The sequence below is a fragment of the Psychrobacter sp. FME5 genome, from assembly GCF_014861375.1.
GTDB lineage: Bacteria > Pseudomonadota > Gammaproteobacteria > Pseudomonadales > Moraxellaceae > Psychrobacter.
Map to the genome: position 1 here is coordinate 1 of NZ_RRYX01000040.1, position 22,613 is coordinate 22,613.

The window sequence follows — 22,613 nt, forward strand, 5'->3', positions numbered from 1 at the left end:
GAGATTTATGGCATTTGTCTCATCGATTGATTCGTAAGATTCTGTCTCATAATCTATGCTTTGTACTCAACAAAAAACTTGGTAACCCGCCTCTTCAGTTTGAATTGCTTATTTCAAGTTGAGAGTGGGGTGATTTATAAATATTTATATAAAGAAGTTATTAACATGTAACCTACTTGATATGAGGTGAGGTTTTTTTGCGTTCGCAACATAAAGTTTCATGCTACACTTGAACTTTAGCGATGATATCGGTGCCTATGCGTATCGAATTTATTGCCGAACTGTACCAATTAATCACAGGGCAACTGCCTGCGTTTATTCCAACTCGTTCTTTGCTAATAGACTCAATTCGCAATGATATCAATACCACAAAACTGAGCACAACCGCACCTATTAGTAGTACTGCAAGGGTGCTTATAGCGACGTTCATACAGGAATGGTTTTGTTGTGAGTAATCTATAGCTTCTTTTCAATGACAGTCACTACTTAGGACATCACTATGTTTAAAGATATTTCTATCAAAGAGTTTGATCCAGTACTTGCTGAAGCAATGGCCGCAGAAAGCGTTCGTCAAGAAAACCACATCGAGCTTATTGCCTCTGAAAACTATTGCTCACAAGCAGTAATGGAAGCGCAGGGCACCGATTTAACCAATAAATATGCAGAAGGCTATCCTGGCAAGCGTTACTATGGTGGCTGTGAACATGTCGATGTTGTTGAGCAATTAGCCATTGACCGAGCAAAAGAATTGTTCGGTGCTGAGTATGTCAACGTCCAGCCACATTCAGGTAGCCAAGCAAACTCTGCGGTATTTTTAGCCTTACTTGATGCCAATGACACGGTTCTTGGTATGAGCTTAGACGCTGGTGGTCACTTGACCCATGGCGCGCACATCAACTTCTCAGGTCTTAACTACAATGCGGTGCAGTATGGCTTGGTCGAAGGCACGGGCCTCATCGATTATGATGAAGTTGAGCGTTTGGCAAAAGAGCATAAGCCTAAAATGATTATTGCTGGTTTTTCGGCGTATTCACAAGTAGTCGATTGGGCACGTTTCCGTGAAATCGCTGACGAAGTAGGCGCGTACCTTTTGGTAGATATGGCACACGTCGCTGGTCTTATCGCTGGTGGCACTTACCCAAATCCAGTACCTTTCGCCGATGTCGTGACCACCACCACACACAAAACCCTACGTGGCCCGCGCTCAGGTATGATCTTGGCTCGTGATGAAAAACTGGCGAAAAAGCTAAACTCTGCTGTTTTCCCTGGCAACCAAGGTGGGCCGTTGATGCATGTCATCGCAGCAAAAGCGATTTGCTTTAAAGAAGCCTTAGAAGATAACTTTAAGACCTATCAGCAGCAAGTGGTGAAAAACGCCCAAGCAATGGCCAAAGTTATCATCGACCGTGGCTATGAAATCATCTCTGGTGGTACTGAAAACCACTTAATGCTGATTAGCTTGGTTAAGCAAGAAATGACTGGTAAAGAAGCGGACAAATGGCTTGGCGATGCGTACATTACCGTCAATAAAAATGCCGTACCAAACGATCCAAAATCACCGTTTGTGACTTCTGGTATCCGTATCGGTACTGCAGCGTTGACCACTCGCGGTTTTGACGAAGCAGATGTCAAAGACGTTGCAGGTTGGATTTGTGATGTACTAGACAGCCGTGGCGACGAAAAAGTGATCGCTGACACACGTGAGAAAGTAAAAACGCTTTGTGCTAAAAAGCCAGTTTATGCTAAAAACCAGTAATTCTTAATTATTGGATTTTAAGCTTTAAATGAAAAACCGCTTAGCTGAATGGCTAGGCGGTTTTTTTGTGATCAGCTCACTTCTGTTTTGATATAAAATATACTACCGTCTTTTTTAACAAGTATGACGCCTTTATTAAAAGGCTTTATGGCATCTTGATTCTGCGGAATAATGGCGATGTCATTATCGAGATATCCTAACTGCGCGTCTTGTTTCACACTGGTGATATCTCCTTCAAAGTACCATAGGCTATCTTCTAAAAATTTCGTTTTTTTATCTACTATAGCTAAGGTATTGCCTTGCTCATCTTCTAATTTAAAGGTCATAGCACCTTCTATAGCCTCATCCAAAAAATTAATATAAGTTAAATCTAAAAACTTAAGGTTATTAAACTGTACTGGCACAATCTCTTTACCTAGTTTATCTACTAAGCCTACCTGAGCATTTTTGGTAACGAGGGCTATGTTATTGATAAAAGGCTCAACCTTATCGTATTTAAAGGGAACAACGGTTTTATTTTCGGTATCAATAAAGCCCCATAATTCGTCTTTTTGAGCAGGCGCCAAACCCGCTTCAAACGTGCCAATATTACCGTATTCTAAGGGTATGACCACTTGGCCGATTTTATTGATTAGCCCCATCATACCTTTTATATCAACTGCCAATAAACCTTTATCAAAATGCCAAGTATAGTCATACTGTAGAGGAATTACGATAGCTCCTGTCGTATCTATAAACCCTGATTTACCATTTTTAGTGACAGGAGCAAGACCGTCATTAAAGTCCAAAACATTCGCATATTGCAAAGGGATAACGGCGTTACCTAACTTGTCAACGAAACCATATTTATCGTCCTTTTTAACCCACACTAGACCATCAATAAATACACCAGCCTCATCGTATTGTGGTGGAGAGATGACGTTGCCTGACTTATCTAAAAAGCCGGATTTACCTGCTTGAACGATATGTATAATACCGTCGGCAGTGTGCGAGATACTGTCGAATTCCACAGCCACAATGACGTTGCCTGTACTATCGATAACGCCTCTTTTGTTTTCTTTCGTGACGATAACTAACCCCTGACTAAAGTCTTCGACAGAATCGTATTCTGTGAGGATGACTTCATAACCCACTTTATTAACAAAGCCAAATTTATAGTCTTTCTCAACGCGGGCTAATCCTTCATCGAAAGCTTCAATAGCATTGTATTGTATAGAAGTGATTTTATTTCCGCTTTGGTCAATTAAACTCCACTTATTCTCTTTTTTCACTCGAGCTAAGCCTTTATCAAACGAGTAAGCGCGATCAAACTGTTTTGGGATAATGACTTTACCTTTTTTATCTATAAATCCATAATTGCTATCAAAAGAAGAGTAGAGTCCATTTTTGGAAACGCTCGCTAAGCCTTCACTAAAGGACATAGCATCGCCGTATTGTAAAGGAACAATCTCGTCGCCTTGTTGGTTAATAAAACCATATTTATCCCCTTTTTCGACAACAGCTAAGCCTTCAGAAAACGCATCAACACGGTCATATTGCATGGGAATAATAATCTCCCCACCTTTATTAATAAATCCCCATTTATCATCCTTTGCAACACCAGCCAAGCCTTCAGAAAAAGACCCAGCATTACTATATTGTAATGGGATGACTTGCTCTCCAGTCTTATTGATGAATCCACTACTACCATTTTTCTCAACTACCGCTAAGCCTTCAGAAAAGGAATCAACATTTACATATTGTAATGGTGCGATAACTTTTCCGGTTTTATCAATAAATCCCCATTTATCTATCATGACCACATTTGCCAATGGCCGCGACATCGCGACAGCGGCCAACCCTTCTTGGAACGATTGAGCTTTATCGTATTGTAGTGGTACAACGATTTGCCCTGCGGCGTCAACATAACCATATTTGTCGTAAGTGTACGGGCTTTTAAAGGTGGCGCGCATCACTCTGGCTAATCCCTCATTTAAGCAATCAACGCTATCGTAGTTTGCTACGGGTGGCTTTTTGCATACCTCAGTCAATGAATCATTAGCCCATGTATTTTGCGCAAATAACGTTGTCGCTAGGGCAAGACTGATAGGTAGTTTTAATAGAATAGAGTTGAGGGTCATAAACATCCATAGTGGTCATCATTAGTTCAATAGTAGGTAGACAACTAAATTAAGTCCAGACAAATATCTTTATCCATGGTTATACTTGGTTTATGCTAATGAATAAAAAAAGCTGGACTACGATAGCGTAGCCCAGCCTTATTAAAATTGATTTGAATTTACTATTGAAAAAATTACATAAATGGCAATTTGGTAAATATCTGCAATACCGTAGCGTTGACGATATCAACGAAGAAAGCACCAACCATCGGTACAATCAAGAACGCTTTAGGCGATGGCAAGTAGCGATCGGTGACCGCTTGCATATTGGCAATCGCCGTTGGTGTCGCGCCCATACCAAAACCACAATGTCCTGCTGATAGTACCGCGGCATCATAATCTTTGCCCATCACTTTAAAGGTGATAAAGTAAACGTAAATAATCATAATCACAGTCTGCACCAGCAAGATGACCAATACAGGACCTGCCAAATCAGTCAGCTGCCATAATTTCAATGACAATAGCGCCATGGCTAAGAATAGACTCAATGAGGCGTTACCAAAGACATCAATCGAGCGATCAAACATATCAAAATTGAACACCGTGGTTAAGACGTTACGAATGATAACGCCACCTGCCAATGCCCAAACGAAGGTAGGCAATTCAAACCAAGTATCTTGAGCAACGAGGGTCATCACATCGGCGAAGGCCAACGCTGCGGCAAACAAAGCCAAGGTTTCGATAGTAGAGGAAGCAGTGATAAAGCGCATGCTGTCTGGTCTTTCGAAGATTTCTTTATTGCTATGCGCCGAATCTTCATCATGTTTGGTGCTATATAACGACTGCGCGCCAGCGACTTTTTCGATATCACTTGGATCAGTATTGGCAGGAGTAGGTTTTAGTCCCAGTCGTTGAATCAAGCGACGAGCAACGGGACCACCAACGATACCGCCCGCAACCAAACCATAAGTCGCAACCGCGATACCAAGCGTCGTCGCACCGACCACGCCATACTCTTGTTCTAAGGTAATACCCCACGCACCTGCAGTACCATGACCACCAGTCAGAGCGATAGAACCTGTCACTAGACCGAGCAGCGGATCAAGCCCCAATACGCTTGCCATTGCCACGCCCACGATGTCTTGCAATACGATGAAGACTGAGACGACGATAGTAAAAATCAATAATGGCGTACCACCTGCTTTGAGTCTACTAAAATCAGCGCTCAGACCAATAGAGGCAAAGAACATCAGCATGGTCGCGGTCTGTAATCCTTGATGAAAGTTGAAGCTATAGCCCCAAATGATATTGAGCATATAAACCACAATAGCAGCGACGAGGCCACCAGCAACAGGTTCTGGAATATTAAAGTCCTCTAAGAACTTCACTCTCCTCACCAAAAAGCGCCCAAGTAGCAGCACTAAAGTGGCTAATATCAAGGTGTAATAGCCATTTAAGGTAATTTCCATATGTTAATCCTTTCTATAAAAATAAATTAAACTGAATTCGGGATAAATATGGCTTTATCTCGAATTCAGGTTTTTGTCATCATACCATTCACAAAAATTAGCGTAGCAAGGAAAACGAGTGCAAGTGCTACGCACTGTAGACTAAACGAGTTTGACTCAGCTAATCGTACTTTTTGGGTTTGGTGTTATTAGCGACTAAGCATCATCCTTGGATGGCACAATAACCCACAGTTGTGGTTTACCAAAATCCTTATAAGCGTCCTCAATAATGCGCTTAAAAGTATTAAAGTCCTCTGTGTTTATGTTTTTTACCGCTATTAAATCAAGCTTTAGGTGAGTCACGTCACTATCTGTTAGACAATCCCATGCTGCATCCCAGTTGTGAGAAAAATAATTGGGGAAATCACAGGCATCGGCTAAACTGGTTAATAGCGTGGTTTTATCCAGTACCTCACCTACGCGTATATTAACAGCCTGCGTTGGAATGCTAGCATTTAGAGCTGTAGCTTTTTGGTTACTATTTTCGTTAATGTGCTGATTGCTGCTCTGATCAATATAGTAGATGGCTTGGCTCATATTATTTTACCTCTAGTTTGCGAAAGCTATCGTAGTGGTCAATGGTCAAATAATAAACGGTGGGAGGGTTGCCGCCCGTGACGATACGCCGTGCCCCGCGATGCGAAACTCCAGGAGTAGGCACGGTATATTCATGATAGTAGCTTTGCGACTGTGCGGGCAGCTTGCCTTCACGGTTATAAAAGATAGTGCCGTCTTTATGAGGATAAGGAAAAGGCCCACCTTGCTGAATCAGGGCGATGGTATTATCAATTTGCGTATCGCCCGTTATGCTTGCATTATTAGCCTGCTGCGTTTGCGTAGCTGATGTTTGTGTCTGTCTTTGAGGTTGCGATGTTGTCGTTGGTGCAGCGCTATCAGTGAGAATTGTAGGTTTAAAATTGCCTAAGAAATAAACGGCGACCGCGATGATGGCGATCAAACTAAACAAAGTAGACAGCGAGCTTCTCTTATTTTGGCGACCACCGTGGCGGTTGATATGGCTTTGATTGTTTTCAGTTGATTGATGATCTTTATGTCGGCCAGTCCTATTTGAAGGACGCTTGGGTACATCTAATTCAGGCGTTTCTAAGATACTCAACTCATTAGAGGTCACTTCAGTTGCCCGCAGTTGGTTCTTGTCATTGCGCTTACTATTAAAATAGACTTTTTGCCCGACGGCTATTGGCTGCGGTAATCGTGCTTTACTGACGTGAAAAAACACGTCTTCATCTTGATTGTTCACATCGATAAAGCCATAGCCTTTATCCTGATTCCAATGTTTTATTTCGCCACTTTGCATGAGGCTTAGTTCCTATAAAGTGTTTTTATACCAAACCCAAAAAGTAAGATTAGCTGTGTCAAACTCGTTTAGTCTACAAGGCGTAGTACTTGCACTTGTTTTCCTTGCCACTCTATTTTTTTTGAATGGTATTATTATGATGCTATCGTCAGTTATAACTAAAAGAAGTAAAAAATATTGTAACGCGCTACTGGTATAAGTTTTTCTTGCTTGCTGTGCCTACGCAGACAGAGGCTACAAAAAACTTATACCAGCAACCCTGTATACCTTTGAAAGCGGAGCAACTATAAATAATTATTTTACAGTAGACGTAATCTATCTACCGCCAATAAAAAACGCCAGCAATTAAGCTGACGTTTTTTTGTGTATTATACGCTAAGTCACGCTATAGGTGACTGCTTAAAACTATGGATTAGGCACGAGTCTCGCCTTGACCGTAAACGATCCATTTTTGTGAGGTTAGTCCTTCAAGGCCGACAGGGCCGCGAGCATGAATTTTGTCGGTTGAGATACCAATTTCGGCACCAAGCCCATATTCGAAACCATCGGCAAAACGGCTAGAGGCGTTAATCATCACGCTTGCTGAGTCGACTTCGCGGATAAACCTTTGTGACTTGGTATAGTTATCGGTAATGATAACGTCGGTATGATGGCTACCATGAGTATTGATGTGCTCAATCGCTTCATCGATGCCTGATAATACTTTTACCGCTAAAATAGGCGCGAGGTATTCGGTATCCCAGTCTTCAGAAGTGGCAGCTGAAAGATGACCGCTAAGCTTGGCATTATCATTTAAGATGGCTTGTGATTTTTCATCGAGGCGCAGTTGCATTGCATCATCAGCGGCTATAATCGCTTCGGCAATCTTTGGTAATAGCTCATTGGCGACGGCTTCGTCGACCAGTAGCGTCTCCATGGTATTACAGGTACCGTAGCGATGGGTTTTTGCATTGACGCTAACTTTGACCGCTGTCTCCGGATCAGCATCGCTATCGATAAAGGTATGACAGTTACCATCTAAATGTTTGATGACCGGTACTTTGGCATCGTTACTGATACGAGCAATCAGGCCTTTGCCGCCACGTGGAACGATGACATCGACATACTCTGTCATGGTGATAAGCTCGCCAACTGCCGCACGGTCAGTGGTTTGCAATACTTGCACGCTATGCTCAGATAGACCGGCCTTTTTTAACCCTTGCAAGATGCATTTAGCAATCGCTTGATTAGATTCAAAGGCTTCAGAACCACCGCGTAAGATAATGGCATTGCCTGATTTTAGTGCCAGAGAAGCAGCTTCGAGGGTCACGTTTGGACGCGACTCATAAATCATGCCGACCACACCAAGCGGCACACGCATTTTACCCAAATGAATACCCGATGGCTGGTAAGTCATGTCCGTGACTTCGCCGATAGGATCAGGTAGCGCGGCGACATCTTCTAGTCCTTGCAACATACCATCGAATCGTACATCGTTTAGCTCTAAACGGTCTAATAATGCGGCGTCCAAATCGTTCTTTTGTCCATTATCCATATCGATTTTATTGGCGGCTAAAATCTCTGACTTGGCATTCAACAACACCTCATGAATCGCCATGAGTGCTGAGTTTTTATCCCCAGTATTGGCAGCAGCGAGGGTACGCGAAGCTGCTCGTGCTTGCTTGCCGACAGATTGCATATATGTGGTAACGTCTGTGGTAGTCGATTGACTCATAAATTATTTTCCTTATGGTTATAGATGTTTTAAACAAATAAAGCGCCCAAAAAGGCGAAAGTTTAGCAAAAAAGCATGTTTGGATGCCTATATGGCATTATGCTATTTAACATAGAGGAGATTGAGTCGATAGTAAAGATGATTTTGTGAACAAGCTTTGCTTTACAAAGCGTTTACGACTGTCTTTATGGTCTTATAAGCAGTTCTAAATAAAATCGATACGACTGTAATAAAGTAAATAACCACGTGCTAGTGCTACTGTTATAAATGTTTCTTGCTTGCTGTCCGCAAGCGTGACAGAGGCTGCGTAAAATTGATAACAGTAGCACTCGTATCGGTTTTAAAGTGAATCAACTATATACTACATACTACTGATTTCATTTTAAGCTTTTAGGGCATAAATACTATAAGAAGTTCTAAGGAGAAAACCTCCTGTTACATGGCTTTTTTTCGTTACGTACCTTTAACAGAACTGTGCTGTAACTACTAAGGTAGTGATGGGTAATCGTCAGTATAGTGAGCGATAAGTTAATTGATGGTCAAGCTATTAATAAGATAACTAGCAAGATCTAAATAAATACTGATGATGGAGAATAAAATGGCGATTAAAAGTAACATGTATAAAAACGGGTTAATGGTTGGTTTGGTCGCGGCGGCATTGACCCTAAGTGCGTGTGGCAAAAAAGATGAGCCGCCGATGGAAACTGATCCAGCGGTTGATGCCCAGGCGCCAGTAGAGCAAGAAGCGGTGGGTGCAAATGATGATGTCGCTGTTGCTAGTGCAAATGACATTAATAATGATACCGACACTGTGGTCATGACCGATGACGAAATCATGAATGATGATGTTGCAGTCGCCACTGCCGATGATGAAGCAGAAGTCATGGATGGTAGTGAATCTGAGGAACACGTCTCGACTTATTAGGCCATTCAATTTAAGGTGCTAGATAAAACAACGCCTAGTACGCTAAAGTGATAAAATAAAGCTCAGCACTGTCAATGCAGTCTGAGCTTTATTTTATCCGTTATTTGGTCGCTCACTAAATATAGCTGTAATGGCGGTTTTAAACATAGGGTTTGCCTTTTTACTGCGTAATAAGCGACAATGTGACATTTTTCTGTTTGTCTCATTAGCTGTCATGCTATCGCGTTAAGACGATGGTTGCTATTTATAGCGATAGCAGCTGATATCGTACTATTTACTTGTATCCACTTATTACTTGTATTCACGTTTTCACTCATATTTATTGGAAGTCTGCTAAACCATGCTTGATACTGCAAAGAATCCGACTCGGCCTATCGCCTTAGATTTACAAGACATTCATAAAAGCTTCGGCTCGCTTGCTGTGCTAAAAGGGGTGTCTCTTACCGCCTACGACGGTGACGTCATCTCTATTTTGGGCTCATCTGGCTCAGGTAAATCTACATTGCTGCGCTGTATCAATTTGCTCGAAAAGCCCAATCAGGGTCGCATCATCATCGGTAACGACGAGCTGATGCTAAAACCTGCCAAGTCAGGCGAGTTGCAAGCAGCAGATGTCAAACAGTTAGAAAGCTTGCGCGCGCGCGTGGGTTTTGTGTTTCAGAACTTCAACTTGTGGCCGCACAAAACGATTTTGCAAAATATTATCGAAGGGCCAACGCAAGTCTTAAAAATTAAAAAAGACCAAGCCATTAGCGATGCGGAAAAGCTACTCGATAAAGTAGGTTTACTCGATAAAAAAGACGCTTATCCAGCGAATTTATCAGGTGGTCAACGCCAGCGTGTCGCTATAGCGCGCGCTCTAGCGATGCAGCCGCAAGTACTGTTGTTTGATGAGCCAACCTCAGCGCTAGACCCTGAGCTGGTCAACGAAGTGCTGGCTGTGATGCGCGAGTTGGCAGCAGAAGGGCGTACGATGCTGATTGTTACCCATGAGATGCGTTTTGCTCGTGAGGTCTCCAGCAAGGTAGTCTTTTTACATCAAGGCGTGATCGAAGAAATTGGCACGCCTGAACAAGTCTTTGATAATCCTACCTCTGCGCGCGTCAAAGACTTTATGGCCTCGCATCGCCAAAACAGCTAATCTGGCATTTAGCCCCTGTTTATCTTCAAGCAGCACGTGGCTATTTACCTTATTACAATCGTATCGACTTTATTTAGAACTGCCTATATCCTCAATTTATTTAAACTATAGAAACTACTGTTTAGTAAGCATCGTTGATTATTTATTACCCATTAATAACAGTCGGTATGCAAAACGTTTGTTTTTGATATTTTACTCAGGTATTATCAGAAGGTTTATAAGTGGTCGATATGACGGCTGCTTGTCTATTCTGCTATCTATATTGTTTGTCTGGCAGGGACGTCAGAGAACGCTATATTAGAGCAACCATATATTAAAACTCCCCTATTAAAATCCCATCAGAATTTAAGGAATGTATGATGTCGAATTCTCGCCTATTGTGGTCATCGATGACCGTCACTGTAGCATTGATGCTGAGTGCTTGTAGTCAACCAGCTGATGAAGCTACTGATACCAACGCTGATGCACCTGCGGCAGAAACGGCTGGCAAGACCATTCGTATCGCCACCGAAGGCGCTTATCCTCCTTTTAACTATACCAATGCTGATGGTAGCTTGGCAGGGTTCGACATCGATGTTGCCAATGCCTTATGTGACCAGATGCAAGCCAAGTGTGACATCGTCGCACAAGATTGGGACGGTATCATTCCAGGTCTATTGGCGCAAAAATATGACGCCGTCATCGCTGGGATGTCTATCACTGACGAACGTCAAGAAAAGGTCGATTTTAGCGAGCCTTACTTTGCCAATACCATGGTATGGCTGACAGATAATGATGGTAGTTTTGATCCTAAGACTATTAAAGACTTGACGCTCGGTGGTCAGCGTTCAACGACGCCTGGTGCTTATCTGCAAGATAATTATGAAGGCAAAGACGGTAATACTGTCCAGTTGTATGACAATTATGACAATGCCTATTTAGACCTAAAATCTGGTCGTAGCGATGCGGTATTGGCCGAAAAAGTCTCTGCTAAATCATGGTTAGCAGACAATACCAAAGGCTTCGGTATCGTGGGTGATGAGATTGATAACGATGACAATATTGCCATTGCTGTGCGTAAAGGTGATCCAATCAGAGACGACTTTAATAAAGCGTTGAGCGAAATCCGTAGTAACGGTGAGCTTGCTCGTCTCGAACAGGAAAACTTTGGTCAATAATTTTGATTGATAGGTTTCAATCAATAATCTTTGAGCAACCAATTGCGGATCAATAAACGGCTGGTAAATATATTAAGGAATAATACCTATGATAATTTCAATGACATCATCAATGAGCAAAAAAGCCTTGTGGCTTGCCCCACTAAGTGCAGCCATGCTAATGCTGACAGCTTGTAACAATAGCTCAGCACCGGTAGATAATGCAGAAACTGATGCGGCAGCTGAAGCGCCTCTAAACATCAAAATCGCCACAGAATCAAGCTATAAGCCTTTTAGCTACACCGATGCCGATGGCAAACTGATCGGCTATGAAATTGAGCTGGTTGATGCGTTATGTGCGCAAATGAAAGCGGAGTGTGAGGTCGTCTCGCAAGATTGGGACGGTTTGATTCCAGGCTTGAATGCGCAGAAGTTTGATGCGGCTATCGCTGGTATGTCAATCACGCCTGAACGCAAAGAGGTTGTGGACTTCAGCGACCCTTACTTTCATACCGGTATTATCTTAATTGGTAAAAAAGGTGATGACATCAGTGTAGAAGGCCTAAAAGATCAGCCTATTGCGTCACAGCGCTCAACGGTTGCTTCACAGTATTTGCAAGATGAACATAAAGATGCGGATATCAAGCTTTATGACACTCAAGACAACGCTTATCTAGACCTCACGTCAGGTCGAGTACGCGGCATGATGTCTGACAAAGTAACAGGCATCGACTGGTTAAAAACCGAAGCCGGTAAAGACTACGAAGTCAAAGGCCAAGAAATCAGCACCAGCGACGACGCCATGGGTATTGCTTTCCGTAAAGGCGATCCATTGGTTGCTAAATTTAATACAGCCTTAGCTGAGTTAAAAGACAACGGCACTTATGATCAAATAACGGGCAGTTACTTTGGTACCAGCTCGACCACTGCGGCGCAAAAAGCAGTCGTGACCAATAGTGTCGAAGAGGGTGTTGTTGATAACAGTGTTGATAACATTGTTAATAGTAACGCAATCACCGCTGAAGAAGAGCAAGCAGAAGCGGCAGCTAATTAATACGACAGCTAATGGATAACGTTGTATTTTTTACCGTGTTTTCTCAAAGTAAAAATCAAGGACGATTATGAGCAACCATTGTGTCCCAGCCATCACCGTGACGGGCAAAACGATCATGAATTCTGTAACAACGAGTCATAAGTCAACGTCATTGCTGGTACTGGCGGCGCTCTTAGCTTTAGGTGGCTGTAGCAATAATCAAGAGAGTGCTACTGAGACCAATACGCAGGTTACTGAGAACACTGCGGCAACAACTGATGAAGTATTGCGCATCGGTACTGAGGGCGCTTATGCCCCTTTTAACTATACCAATGCCGATGGGACGTTGGGTGGCTTTGATGTTGAAATAGCCAATGCCATCTGTGCTGATATGCAAGTGAGCTGTGAAATCATGGCGCAAGACTGGGACGGTATTATCCCTGGTCTAAAGGCGGGTAAGTATGATGCCATTGTCGCGGCGATGTCGGTAACACCTGAACGCGCCAAACAAGTTGCCTTCACAGATCCGTACTTTAGCAATGCATTGGTTTTTTTAGCCAAAAAAGACAGCAGTTTTGATCCGAGCAGTAGCAGCGATATTAATGCACACTCTATTGCCGCGCAGCGCTCGACCATCTCCTCGCAGTGGTTAGAAGATGTTTATCCAAAAGCCAATATGAAGCTATATGATACGCTGAGTAATGCCTTTTTGGATTTGGGTTCTGGTCGCGTCGATGCCATGATTTCTGACAAGCTGCCAGCGATAGAATGGCTTGGCTCACCGTCAGGTAGTGATTATGTGCTAAAAGGTGATGATATTGATATCAATGATAATTTTGCCATTGCTGTACGTCCTGACGATGAAGCGTTACAAGCGAAGATTAATCAATCATTGGCTAACCTAAAGTCTAATGGCACTTATGACAAAATCAATCAAAAATATTTTGCCGTGCCAGCCAGTGCGACAGCCACAGAAACTCCAATCGTAGATAGCGCTGCACAATAGCCATAATCACTCAGTATTATTGTCGCATTAATGACTGTATTACTGTTGTATGAATAAGCAGAAAGACATTACCAGTGGTGATGTCTTTTTTTATTTTATGGGTAATTGACTGTCAACTTTGGTCAAACCTCTGTTATTTATTTAATATTAATCGCTATAAGTGCCTATTTAAGCAGCGCTTTTACGTGTCAGTATTAACATAGCGGCGAGCGAATATGATAAAATCAGCGCTCATTTCTACTGTGTCAATTACCGCAGCAATAATCGTATGCATCTGACGTCAATCTATGACGCAAGCGGCCATTATCTATTTGGTCTACAATACGTTTATCAGCAGCGCTCAGCTATTGATGCTGATTCTTTTAACTCATATTTTGCAACTTGCTAATATAAAGAGACTGAGTGGATAATTGTGTTTGATTTACAAGGATTTGGCGCGCTTTTATTGAGCGGCGCTACCGTCACCATAAAGCTTGCTATGACCAGCTTAATCATCGGTTTGGCTCTAGGCCTGCTCGGTGCGACAGCGAAACTGTCTAATATCTGGCTGTTGCGTAAACTTGCGACTGTCTATACCGCTACGATGCGCGGTATTCCTGAGTTGCTGTTGGTACTGTTTATCTATTATGGCGGTTCTATACTGCTAATGAGCGTCCTCAAAAAGTTTGGCTATAACGACTATGTCGAAATTAGTGCTTTTTGGGGCGGGGTGATGGCGCTGTCTATTGCTTTTGGGGCTTATGCGACTGAAATTTTCCGCATGTCGATTCAAGAGATTCCGATAGGGCAAAATGAAGCGGCGCAAGCGATTGGGATGCGTCCTTTTCAGACTTTTTATCGTATTACCTTACCGCAAGTATGGCAGATTGCATTGCCAGGACTGGGCAATTTATTTTTGGTATTGCTCAAAGACACGGCATTGGTCTCGGTCGTGGGTCTCAAGGATATCATGTATCAATCTTCGCGTGCGGCGCAGTCAACACAGCAGCCATTTACCTTTTATATGGCAGCGGCGATTATCTATTTGGGTCTGACCATGTTGATTACTGGCTTTATGATGTGGCTTGAATGGCGCGCCAATCCAGCGGCGCGCTATGCTAAAAAGCTCAGCCGTCAAACCACTCACCGTCAATCGACCATAGGGTAGAGGAGAGATACTATGGATTGGAATTGGCAGGTCATTTTTGACCATATCCCTGACTTACTTGGTGGCGCGGTATTGACCGTACAGCTGGTGGTGTTCTCAGGGGTTATCGGGCTGTTATTTGGTTTGATTTTGGCGTTATTGCGGCTGTCCAAAAGTTGGACAGTGCAGGTGTTACCGTTTTTATATATTTTCTTTTTCCGCGGTACACCGTTACTGGTGCAGATATTTTTGATTTACTACGGTCTTGGTCAATTTGAAGCCGTACGTGAGTCGTTCTTATGGGAGCCGGTACTTAGCCAAGCTTACTGGTGTGCCATCATTGCCTTTACTTTAAATACCAGCGCGTACTTAGCCGAGATTATTCGTGGTGCTATTCAGAATATCCCTGTAGGTGAGCTTGAAGCCGCCGACGCGATTGGTATGTCAAAATGGCAAAAGCTGACGCGTATTACTTTACCGCGTGCCTTTGGTATTGTCATTCCAGCTTACAGTAATGAAGTTATCTTTATGCTAAAGGGTAGTGCGCTAGCCTCCACCATCGCCTTGATGGACATCACTGGCGTCGCGCGGACGATTAGTGCGCGGACTTATACCTTGATGGAGTTATTCTTTGCCGCCGGTATTGTCTATATTTTATTATCGTGGGTGATTCTATTTAGCTTTAGATTGTTTGAAAAGCGTATGAACCGTCACGCAAGTTATGTGCCACCAGATGTGATTACCAATACCATTCCTTAATGGTTTAGGGTTAATGGTAATGGTAATGGTAATGGTAATGGTAATGGTAATGGTAGATATAGTGGATTCATTTTAGAAAAGATACAGTGTTATTGCCTGTATTTTTTGCTTGCTGTTTGCAGGTGAGACAGATCCTATAGTGCTGTAATTACTCCTGATAATAATAGCCATCCTTTGTTTTGAGAGTTTAGTATGAGCCAATCGCCCCATATGTCTATCGCTAGTGCCATTGTTGATAGCGTCAATAACAGTGATAATAATCATAGCGCGAAAAACACCAATGAGCAGTTACGGGCGACTATCGGTAAAGTTGTCTGCGTCGGTCGCAACTATGCCGCGCATGCTCGTGAATTGGGCAATGAAGTGCCTACTTCGCCGATGCTGTTTATGAAGCCAGCGTCTTCAGTTGTTTCTATGCGTGATGGTATTGTGCGTCCAAATCCAGAGCAGTTTGGTGAGACGCATTACGAGGCCGAGCTATGTATTCAGCTGTCAGCAGATTTATCTGCAGCAACGATTGAACAGGCTAAGCAAGCAATTGGTGGCGTGACCTTAGGGTTGGATTTGACCTTGCGTGAGCTACAATCTAAGCTAAAAGAAAAAGGTCATCCGTGGGAGCGCGCTAAGTGCTTCGATGGTGCTTGCGTGCTAGGTGATTGGCTTGATCCACAAGCGTTCGCTGACTTCAAAAACGTACATTATCAGCTGACTATCAATGATGAGCTCAAGCAAGATGGCGATAGCGCTTTGATGCTATTTCCAGTCTATGAATTACTGGTCAATATCAGCCATGCTTTTAGCCTGCAAGCTGGTGATGTCATTATGACCGGTACGCCAAGTGGCGTTGGGGTATTGCAGGCAGGTGATGCGCTAATGCTAAAACTTGGCGCGCATCAATGGCAAACTCACGTCGCATAAATGATAAACGAGTTACTTGTTATAAAATCTTTAATAAACATCAATGTAAAAATTATTATTTATAAACAATATAGTGCTAACAATTATAGGTTTTTTTAGCCTCTGTCGCACCTGCGCACAGCAAGTAAGAAAAATCTATAGTCAGGAGCAGGTTAAACTAACCTCAAATTTGATTTGGGGTTTTTTTGACGAATGTATTATGATAATAAAAATGTATCGTGACAATAAAACTACCCGATAGTTAAATGATTTTCTTCTGTTTGTCATCTTTACAGGATAGTATGGCAAACTCCCCTCCATTGCTTGATGTATAAAAATTATGCGCAGTCCAAAATCCCTAAATACCATTCATGATTTATTTGCGACAACTCGGCGTCCACCTGAAACCGATAGCGAATCTGACTTTCAAGGTGATGTGTATGAAGAGTTGGATAAGCTTGAATATATTTATATGGATGAGCAGTCAGCAGAAGTTGTAGATAATAATGATAGCCAGCCGTATCAACCTATCTCTTTGGTTGATTTTTTTGAAGGCTTGGCCCAGCTTGCAACGATGGGCGTGGTTGAGGTCACCGATATCGTAGAGGCCATCCATCGTGAAGTTCTGTTACGTCCGTTAGGGCGTTTTAATGAAGGCAATCTCAATCGATGGCAGCGCGGTATCACGGGGCGAATTTATGGCACGGTACGCAATGCGATGCAATTGGTTGGCAACAACATCGCTGTTGGACTGCGACTCTATAACAATGTTGTGAAACCAAAAAAAGTACAACCGCTACCGAAAAACTTACGCCGCCTCGTTAATATTTTAAATGGCGTGATGGGCGATCATCTCATCAATCATGACAATCCACTGGCAGTTTCGATGACGTTGTATGATAAAAATAATTGTATTCAAAGTGGCGAGTTATCAGGGCGGGTGATTGTTTTATGCCACGGGCTTTGCATGAGTCATTTAAGCTGGCAGGTATCTGGAGAGGATAATCTAGGTGATACGCTGGTCAACAAGATGTCAGATTCGACCGTTTTGTATTTAAATTACAATACAGGTCGCCGTATCTCTAGTAATGGACGCAGCTTTGCTAGAGTGTTGCAAAACATGCTCGATAGTCATCCTGATATCACCCAGATCGATTTAATCGGTCACAGTATGGGGGGGTTGGTGAGTCGTAGCGCGCTGTTTTATGGTAAAGAACAAGGCTTTAGCTGGGTGGAGCGCGTCGGCAATCTTGTCACTTTAGGCTCGCCGCATCATGGCGCGAGTTTGGAGCGGATTGGTAATTTTGTGCAATATAAAATCGCTAAACTGCCTTTTGCAGGGTCATTGGCCAAGTTGGGCGATTTGCGTAGTGCGGGTATTATTGATTTGCGTTATGGCAGTATTCGCGATGCCGACTGGAAGTCTTTAGAAGGGCGCAGTGTATTGCCAGCAGAGTTCCGTCATCCAACGCGCCTACCTTTGCATGTGAATACCTATTTAGTGGCGGCGGCTATGATTGAGACGCATTATGAAAATAAAACCACAAGCTTACTGGGTGATGGACTGGTTTCAGTAGAATCGGCACTTGGTGAATATACCGAAGAGCATACTTTGGCAGTACCAGAGGGTCATAAGGCGATTTTTTATGGTGTCAATCATATGAATCTCATTTATAACGATAGAGTACATCAGCAAGTCGTTGCTTGGCTGTTAGAGAATAAACTGGGCGATGCACATGAAGAAAAATATGGCATTGACTCTCGTATCTACTCTTATCCGGTAGAGGATGAAGCTTAAATAATAAAAGCAATAAAAACCCCTCAAGCATCATACTTGAGGGGTTTTTATTGCTCATTCGGTTAAATACTACTCAGCAAATATCGCTGCCACATCGTCTTTATTAAACTTGTAAACTTCACCGCAAAATCCGCAATCCATCTCAAAAGTTCCGCCTTGCTCTTCGACGATATCTAACGCTTCCGCTTCACCGATTTGCTCGATGGCTGTCTCGCATTTCTCGCGAGAGCAGGTACAACCAAAAGATAATGGCACAGGAGCAGGAGCAACGACATTTTCTTCATTATATAAGCGATAAAGAATTTCGTTAGTATCCAGCGTGGTCAGCTCTTTTGCCTTGACCGTGCGGGTTAAAATGCTCAAACGCGTCCACAAATCATCATCGATACCAGCGTCTTCATTTTGCTCGACTTCATAGGTTTCTGCCGCCGTACGCGGTAGCATTTGTACCAAGATACCACCAGCTTGCAAGCCATCAGAGGCCAAGTTAATGAGCGTCGGGATTTGTGCCGATTGCTTTTGATAATGGGCTAAGCAGTCCGCCAAATTGTCATGGCTACGCTCAACGATACCTTGATACGGTTCGCCGCCTTCGGGCTGGATATTAATAAACAGCACGCCTTGCCCCGTCGCACCCAGCTCAGCAAAAGCTTCTTTGGCATGGGTCATGTTTTCCCAAGCCTGTACTTGCGCTTCAGTGTCACCTTTCCAGCTGGCAAGCGCGCGGATGATACCGTTTTGGTCACACTCAGCCATCGCCCAATTGAGTAAGCTATCGCTATCAGATGATTGCAATTGAATCGACAAGCGGCCGTTGATTTTAACGGTGCTGATTAGCAAGCTCGCTGCCGTTAGCATCTCGCCCAATAAACGTTTCAGCGCTTCGGGGTAGGGCTTTTGGGCAATAGTGCTCGCATAGCTGCGTGATAGGCGCACCACATCACCGCGCACTGGTGAATCTTCAATAAAAAAGCGTTGACGGACGTCGTTTTCGCTATGGTTGTCAGTGGTTTGGTCGTCATTACTTGGGGTCTGCGTATCTTGTGTCATAGGTCGTTTATAGTATTAAGAAGTTGTTAGCTTTATGGGGATTCATCGTGATTTATCAATTGTGCTTATAGATTTTTCAGTATTTTGAAGGGAGGTATAAATAATAAATGTCAGTATGAATTTTTTAAACAGCGATGAATATACTTGCTCATAGCGTTTGTTTTATTTGATAGCCCAAAGTGTATAAGCCTGAAATTATTAAATATAACACTCATCAAAAAAAGTTTACCTTCGCACGCCAATTTGTTGTACAGTAACATTAAGTTGCATTGTGATAAGTAATAGCAACAACCGCATGGATGCGTGGCAATCAGGTCAACGAATAAGACTTACGTCGTCCAAGCACTCATTCAATCTTGTGTTAATGTGATAAAAGGATGTATCCCATGAGCTACTCACTTTCCAAACCGTTGACTCTGGCTGCCTTTATGGCGCTAGGCCTAGCAGGTTGTAATAACAGCAATCAAGCCACCACTGAAGCGACGCCAGCAGATGGTGAAAACACCACAGAAGCGGCAGCAAATGCTAATGGCACCTTAAAAAAGATTAAAGACTCGGGCACTATCGTAGTCGGCCACCGTGATTCCTCTATTCCATTTTCTTATATCGCTGACGATCCTAATCAGCCGATTGGTTATGCGCACGATTTAGAGATGAAAGTGGTGGATGCGGTAAAAGAAAAACTGAATATGCCCGATCTAAAAATTCGCTATAACCTCATCACCTCGCAAACGCGAATTCCATTGGTACAAAACGGTACGGTAGACTTTGAGTGTGGCTCAACCACCAACAACGAAGAGCGTCAAAAGCAAGTTGGTTTCTCTAACGGCTTCTTTGAAATTGGTACGCGTCTATTGACCAACAAAAACTCTGGCATTCAAGACTTTGAAGACCTAAAAGGTAAAACACTGGTCACTACCGCAGGGACGACCTCAGAGCGTTATATCCGTCAGTACAATGACGAAAACAAAATGGATACCAATATCATTTCAGCAAAAGATCATGGCGAAGGCTTCCTGATGCTAGAAAATGGTCGTGCTGATGCCTTTATGATGGATGATGTGTTGCTGGCTGGCGAAAAAGCCAAAGCAAAAAATCCTGATGAATGGGTCATCGTTGGTGAACCACAATCGTTTGAGATTTATGGTTGTATGATGCGTAAGGATGACCCTGAATTCAAAGCGGTCGTTGATGAAGCGTTAGCCAATGTCTTTAAGTCAGGCGAAATCAATGCCATCTATGACAAATGGTTCTTAAACCCAATTCCACCAAAAAACGTCAATCTAAACTTTGAGATGTCTGACAACTTAAAAGCCCTGATTGCCAATCCACATGATGGTACTCAGCCGAAAGTTGCGACGGCAGAATAATGGTTGTTTTTTAGCATAGCTTGCTTACGCGTGCCGACTGAGATCAATGTCTGTCTGCGCACGTAGGCTTTTTAACCGTTGTTCGGAGAGACGACCATGAATTATAGCTGGAACTGGGGTGTGCTCTTTGAGCAAACGGGTATCGGTAACGAGCTTTATCTCCATTGGATGATTACGGGTCTTGGCTGGTTACTATTGATTGGTAGTATAGCCTGGGCTATAGCCATGGTCGTGGGTACTGTGTTTGGCATCATGCGCACCTTACCCAATAAAGCCGCCCGTGCAATTGGTACGGCTTATGTGACTTTTTTTCGTAATATTCCTTTGCTTGTTCAACTATTTTTTTGGTTTTATATTGCCCCTGGTTGGCTCACGCCGACGATTCAAGAGTGGTGGTATAAAGACTTGTCTCCAAATACCTCCGCCATGCTATCAGCGAGTATTGGTCTTGGCTTATTTACCGCGGCGCGTATTGTCGAGCAAGTACGTACTGGTATCGAATCGTTGCCTGAAGGGCAAATCAATGCCGCCTATGCGCTGGGATTCAGTATTCCACAAGCTTATAAAGAAGTGCTGTTACCACAAGCGTTTCGCGTTATTCTTCCCCCGCTTAGCTCAGAGCTGACCAACTGTTTTAAAAACGCGTCGGTGGCGTCTTTGGTCGGGGTCATGGAGCTGATTAGCCAGACCAAAACCATCAGTGAATATACCCAAAACAGCCTCGAAATTTATACCTATGCGACCATTATTTATTTGGTATTTAATCTGTCGTTGATAGCTATTATGGGATTAATCGAGCGTAAATTGCGCGTGCCTGGGCTTATTGCAGGGAGTCAGAAATGAATATGATGACTGAGCTTGCAACGGCTTATCCAGGTTTGATGGGTGGCATGATTACCACTCTAAAAGTATTGTTTTTGGCCATTCTTGGTGGTATTAGTTTGGGTACGGTATTGGCGTTGATGCGCTTATCTGGTATCAAGGCGTTAGAAATTCCTGCCAAGCTATACGTCAATTACTTCCGCTCAGTCCCGCTATTACTGGTATTGCTGTGGTTTTATTTTGCTGTACCGATGATTTATTTTTGGATAGCCGGTAAGTATCTGCAACTTGATACTGCTTTTACCTCGTGTGTGGTCGCTTTTATGATGTTTGAGGCGGCTTATTTTTCAGAGGTGGTGCGCGCTGGTATTCAGTCGATTGGTAGTGGGCAGGTCAATGCAGCGAAAGCGCTGGGCATGACCTATGGGCAGACCATGCGTTTGGTTATTTTGCCGCAAGCATTTCGTAAGATGCTGCCATTAATTTTGCAGCAATGTATTATTTTATTTCAAGATACGACCCTGGTCTTTGCCATCGGTTTGACGGACTTTTTCCGTGCCGCCTATGTTCGTGGTGAGTTAATGGGTTTATTAACGCCTTATATCTTAGGGGCGGGTGCTGTTTATTTTGTCATTAGTTTAAGCGCGTCGATTGGCGTGCAGCAATTGCAAAAGCGTTTCAGATTTTAATATAGTAAGTTCAATATAAAAGCGGTACAGCGGGACTGGTATACATTTTTTGCAGCCTCTGTCAGCGTAGACACAGCAAGCAAGAAAAATTTATACCAGTTCTGCGTCATATCATAATGTGGTGGTGTATCAGAAAGTATGCTGAGGAGATAAAAGGAGGGTGACAGTCAAAGCAAGATGATATATTTGAGGTTATGAAGACACAAATAGATATCAGCTGCCCCGACTGTCACAGTCCCAGTTTAAAGAAAAACGGCATAAAAAGCTATGGCAAGCAGAACTACCAATGCAAGGACTGCAAACGTCAATTTATTGGCGATCATGCGTTAACCTATCACGGCTGTCATTCTAAAATAGAAGACATCATACGGCTAATGATGGTTAGAGGTTGCGGCGTTAGAGACATAGCTGTTATAGCCTCAGTCAGTATCGGTAAAGTATTGAGCACCATAGGCTCATCTGTTTA

Annotated in this window: 20 protein-coding genes and 1 pseudogene; 15 read left to right on the forward strand and 6 right to left on the reverse strand. The window is 43.1% G+C overall.

Going from position 1 to position 22,613, the window contains the following annotated elements; all coding sequences use genetic code 11:
- Window positions 1-122, forward strand: a pseudogene (locus tag EI161_RS07230) (IS982 family transposase); the annotation flags it as partial.
- A gap of 377 nt (window positions 123-499) precedes the next feature.
- Window positions 500-1,756, forward strand: coding sequence for a serine hydroxymethyltransferase (gene glyA / locus EI161_RS07235; RefSeq protein WP_192522658.1), 1,257 nt, complete (start codon window positions 500-502; stop codon window positions 1,754-1,756).
- A 71-nt stretch (window positions 1,757-1,827) separates the two neighbouring features.
- Here the strand turns inward: glyA and EI161_RS07240 are convergent, their stop codons facing one another.
- From EI161_RS07240 to EI161_RS07260, 5 genes are all read right to left on the reverse strand, one after another.
- A complete protein-coding gene (locus EI161_RS07240; RefSeq protein WP_225735269.1) occupies window positions 1,828-3,708 on the reverse strand; it encodes a WG repeat-containing protein in 1,881 nt (626 codons plus the stop codon).
- 341 nt (window positions 3,709-4,049) lie between these two features.
- Window positions 4,050-5,324, reverse strand: coding sequence for a sodium/glutamate symporter (gene gltS, locus EI161_RS07245; RefSeq protein ID WP_192529305.1), 1,275 nt, complete (start codon window positions 5,322-5,324; stop codon window positions 4,050-4,052).
- A 195-nt stretch (window positions 5,325-5,519) separates the two neighbouring features.
- The gene (locus tag EI161_RS07250; RefSeq protein ID WP_192522661.1) at window positions 5,520-5,900 is read right to left on the reverse strand and encodes a barstar family protein; all 381 of its coding nucleotides are present in this window, start codon (window positions 5,898-5,900) and stop codon (window positions 5,520-5,522) included.
- 1 nt (window position 5,901) lies between these two features.
- A complete protein-coding gene (locus EI161_RS07255) occupies window positions 5,902-6,681 on the reverse strand; it encodes a ribonuclease domain-containing protein (protein ID WP_192522662.1) in 780 nt (259 codons plus the stop codon).
- 412 nt (window positions 6,682-7,093) lie between these two features.
- Window positions 7,094-8,395 carry a glutamate-5-semialdehyde dehydrogenase gene (locus EI161_RS07260; protein ID WP_192522663.1) on the reverse strand — a complete coding sequence of 434 codons (1,302 nt, stop codon included), beginning with the start codon at window positions 8,393-8,395 and terminating at the stop codon, window positions 7,094-7,096.
- A gap of 598 nt (window positions 8,396-8,993) precedes the next feature.
- Here EI161_RS07260 and EI161_RS07265 point away from each other — a divergent pair.
- The 9 genes from EI161_RS07265 (at window position 8,994) to EI161_RS07305 (ending at window position 18,216) form a co-directional block, all read left to right on the forward strand.
- A complete protein-coding gene (locus tag EI161_RS07265; RefSeq protein WP_192522664.1) occupies window positions 8,994-9,320 on the forward strand; it encodes a hypothetical protein in 327 nt (108 codons plus the stop codon).
- A gap of 340 nt (window positions 9,321-9,660) precedes the next feature.
- The gene (locus tag EI161_RS07270) at window positions 9,661-10,461 is read left to right on the forward strand and encodes an ABC transporter ATP-binding protein (RefSeq protein ID WP_192522665.1); all 801 of its coding nucleotides are present in this window, start codon (window positions 9,661-9,663) and stop codon (window positions 10,459-10,461) included.
- 356 nt (window positions 10,462-10,817) lie between these two features.
- A complete protein-coding gene (locus tag EI161_RS07275) occupies window positions 10,818-11,618 on the forward strand; it encodes a transporter substrate-binding domain-containing protein (RefSeq protein WP_192522666.1) in 801 nt (266 codons plus the stop codon).
- 88 nt (window positions 11,619-11,706) lie between these two features.
- Window positions 11,707-12,651 carry a transporter substrate-binding domain-containing protein gene (locus tag EI161_RS07280; RefSeq protein WP_192522667.1) on the forward strand — a complete coding sequence of 315 codons (945 nt, stop codon included), beginning with the start codon at window positions 11,707-11,709 and terminating at the stop codon, window positions 12,649-12,651.
- 67 nt (window positions 12,652-12,718) lie between these two features.
- Window positions 12,719-13,636 (forward strand): ABC transporter substrate-binding protein, encoded by a 918-nt coding sequence (locus tag EI161_RS07285; RefSeq protein ID WP_413038361.1) that lies wholly within the window; start codon window positions 12,719-12,721, stop codon window positions 13,634-13,636.
- A gap of 412 nt (window positions 13,637-14,048) precedes the next feature.
- Window positions 14,049-14,783, forward strand: a complete 735-nt coding sequence (locus EI161_RS07290; protein WP_192522668.1) for an ABC transporter permease — start codon at window positions 14,049-14,051, stop codon at window positions 14,781-14,783.
- A 12-nt stretch (window positions 14,784-14,795) separates the two neighbouring features.
- A complete protein-coding gene (locus EI161_RS07295) occupies window positions 14,796-15,521 on the forward strand; it encodes an ABC transporter permease (RefSeq protein WP_192529306.1) in 726 nt (241 codons plus the stop codon).
- 192 nt (window positions 15,522-15,713) lie between these two features.
- Window positions 15,714-16,439: a fumarylacetoacetate hydrolase family protein gene (locus EI161_RS07300; RefSeq protein ID WP_192522670.1), complete on the forward strand. Its 726-nt coding sequence runs from the start codon at window positions 15,714-15,716 to the stop codon at window positions 16,437-16,439.
- Between the two features lie 319 nt (window positions 16,440-16,758).
- Window positions 16,759-18,216 (forward strand): hypothetical protein, encoded by a 1,458-nt coding sequence (locus EI161_RS07305; protein WP_192522671.1) that lies wholly within the window; start codon window positions 16,759-16,761, stop codon window positions 18,214-18,216.
- A gap of 69 nt (window positions 18,217-18,285) precedes the next feature.
- On the opposite strand, the gene EI161_RS07310 is transcribed toward EI161_RS07305, so the two are convergent.
- Window positions 18,286-19,266, reverse strand: coding sequence for an Hsp33 family molecular chaperone HslO (locus EI161_RS07310; RefSeq protein WP_192522672.1), 981 nt, complete (start codon window positions 19,264-19,266; stop codon window positions 18,286-18,288).
- A 386-nt stretch (window positions 19,267-19,652) separates the two neighbouring features.
- Here EI161_RS07310 and EI161_RS07315 point away from each other — a divergent pair, with 386 nt between their 5' ends.
- The 4 genes from EI161_RS07315 to EI161_RS07330 all read left to right on the forward strand — a co-directional run.
- On the forward strand, window positions 19,653-20,636 hold the full coding sequence (locus tag EI161_RS07315; RefSeq protein WP_192522673.1) for a glutamate/aspartate ABC transporter substrate-binding protein: 984 nt from the start codon (window positions 19,653-19,655) through the stop codon (window positions 20,634-20,636).
- Window positions 20,637-20,732: 96 nt separating this feature from the next.
- Complete coding sequence (locus EI161_RS07320) at window positions 20,733-21,479, forward strand: amino acid ABC transporter permease (RefSeq protein WP_192522674.1); 747 nt, start codon at window positions 20,733-20,735, stop codon at window positions 21,477-21,479.
- On the forward strand, window positions 21,476-22,147 hold the full coding sequence (locus tag EI161_RS07325) for an ABC transporter permease subunit (RefSeq protein WP_192522675.1): 672 nt from the start codon (window positions 21,476-21,478) through the stop codon (window positions 22,145-22,147). Before EI161_RS07320 ends, EI161_RS07325 begins: the two co-directional genes overlap by 4 nt.
- 194 nt (window positions 22,148-22,341) lie before the next feature.
- Window positions 22,342-22,613, forward strand: a 272-nt coding sequence (locus EI161_RS07330; protein WP_192529307.1) for an IS1 family transposase, incomplete at its 3' end; no start/stop codon positions are given.

What these genes read in the sequence shown, in the direction of transcription:
- glyA (WP_192522658.1), top strand. Translation starts at nt 500, where the DNA reads ATGTTTAAAGATATTTCTATCAAAGAGTTTGATCCAGTACTTGCTGAA.
- EI161_RS07240 (WP_225735269.1), bottom strand. Translation starts at nt 3,708, where the DNA reads ATGCGCGCCACCTTTAAAAGCCCGTACACTTACGACAAATATGGTTAT.
- gltS (WP_192529305.1), bottom strand. Translation starts at nt 5,324, where the DNA reads ATGGAAATTACCTTAAATGGCTATTACACCTTGATATTAGCCACTTTA.
- EI161_RS07250 (WP_192522661.1), bottom strand. Translation starts at nt 5,900, where the DNA reads ATGAGCCAAGCCATCTACTATATTGATCAGAGCAGCAATCAGCACATT.
- EI161_RS07255 (WP_192522662.1), bottom strand. Translation starts at nt 6,681, where the DNA reads ATGCAAAGTGGCGAAATAAAACATTGGAATCAGGATAAAGGCTATGGC.
- EI161_RS07260 (WP_192522663.1), bottom strand. Translation starts at nt 8,395, where the DNA reads ATGAGTCAATCGACTACCACAGACGTTACCACATATATGCAATCTGTC.
- EI161_RS07265 (WP_192522664.1), top strand. Translation starts at nt 8,994, where the DNA reads ATGGCGATTAAAAGTAACATGTATAAAAACGGGTTAATGGTTGGTTTG.
- EI161_RS07270 (WP_192522665.1), top strand. Translation starts at nt 9,661, where the DNA reads ATGCTTGATACTGCAAAGAATCCGACTCGGCCTATCGCCTTAGATTTA.
- EI161_RS07275 (WP_192522666.1), top strand. Translation starts at nt 10,818, where the DNA reads ATGATGTCGAATTCTCGCCTATTGTGGTCATCGATGACCGTCACTGTA.
- EI161_RS07280 (WP_192522667.1), top strand. Translation starts at nt 11,707, where the DNA reads ATGATAATTTCAATGACATCATCAATGAGCAAAAAAGCCTTGTGGCTT.
- EI161_RS07285 (WP_413038361.1), top strand. Translation starts at nt 12,719, where the DNA reads ATGAGCAACCATTGTGTCCCAGCCATCACCGTGACGGGCAAAACGATC.
- EI161_RS07295 (WP_192529306.1), top strand. Translation starts at nt 14,796, where the DNA reads ATGGATTGGAATTGGCAGGTCATTTTTGACCATATCCCTGACTTACTT.
- EI161_RS07300 (WP_192522670.1), top strand. Translation starts at nt 15,714, where the DNA reads ATGAGCCAATCGCCCCATATGTCTATCGCTAGTGCCATTGTTGATAGC.
- EI161_RS07305 (WP_192522671.1), top strand. Translation starts at nt 16,759, where the DNA reads ATGCGCAGTCCAAAATCCCTAAATACCATTCATGATTTATTTGCGACA.
- EI161_RS07310 (WP_192522672.1), bottom strand. Translation starts at nt 19,266, where the DNA reads ATGACACAAGATACGCAGACCCCAAGTAATGACGACCAAACCACTGAC.
- EI161_RS07315 (WP_192522673.1), top strand. Translation starts at nt 19,653, where the DNA reads ATGAGCTACTCACTTTCCAAACCGTTGACTCTGGCTGCCTTTATGGCG.
- EI161_RS07320 (WP_192522674.1), top strand. Translation starts at nt 20,733, where the DNA reads ATGAATTATAGCTGGAACTGGGGTGTGCTCTTTGAGCAAACGGGTATC.
- EI161_RS07325 (WP_192522675.1), top strand. Translation starts at nt 21,476, where the DNA reads ATGAATATGATGACTGAGCTTGCAACGGCTTATCCAGGTTTGATGGGT.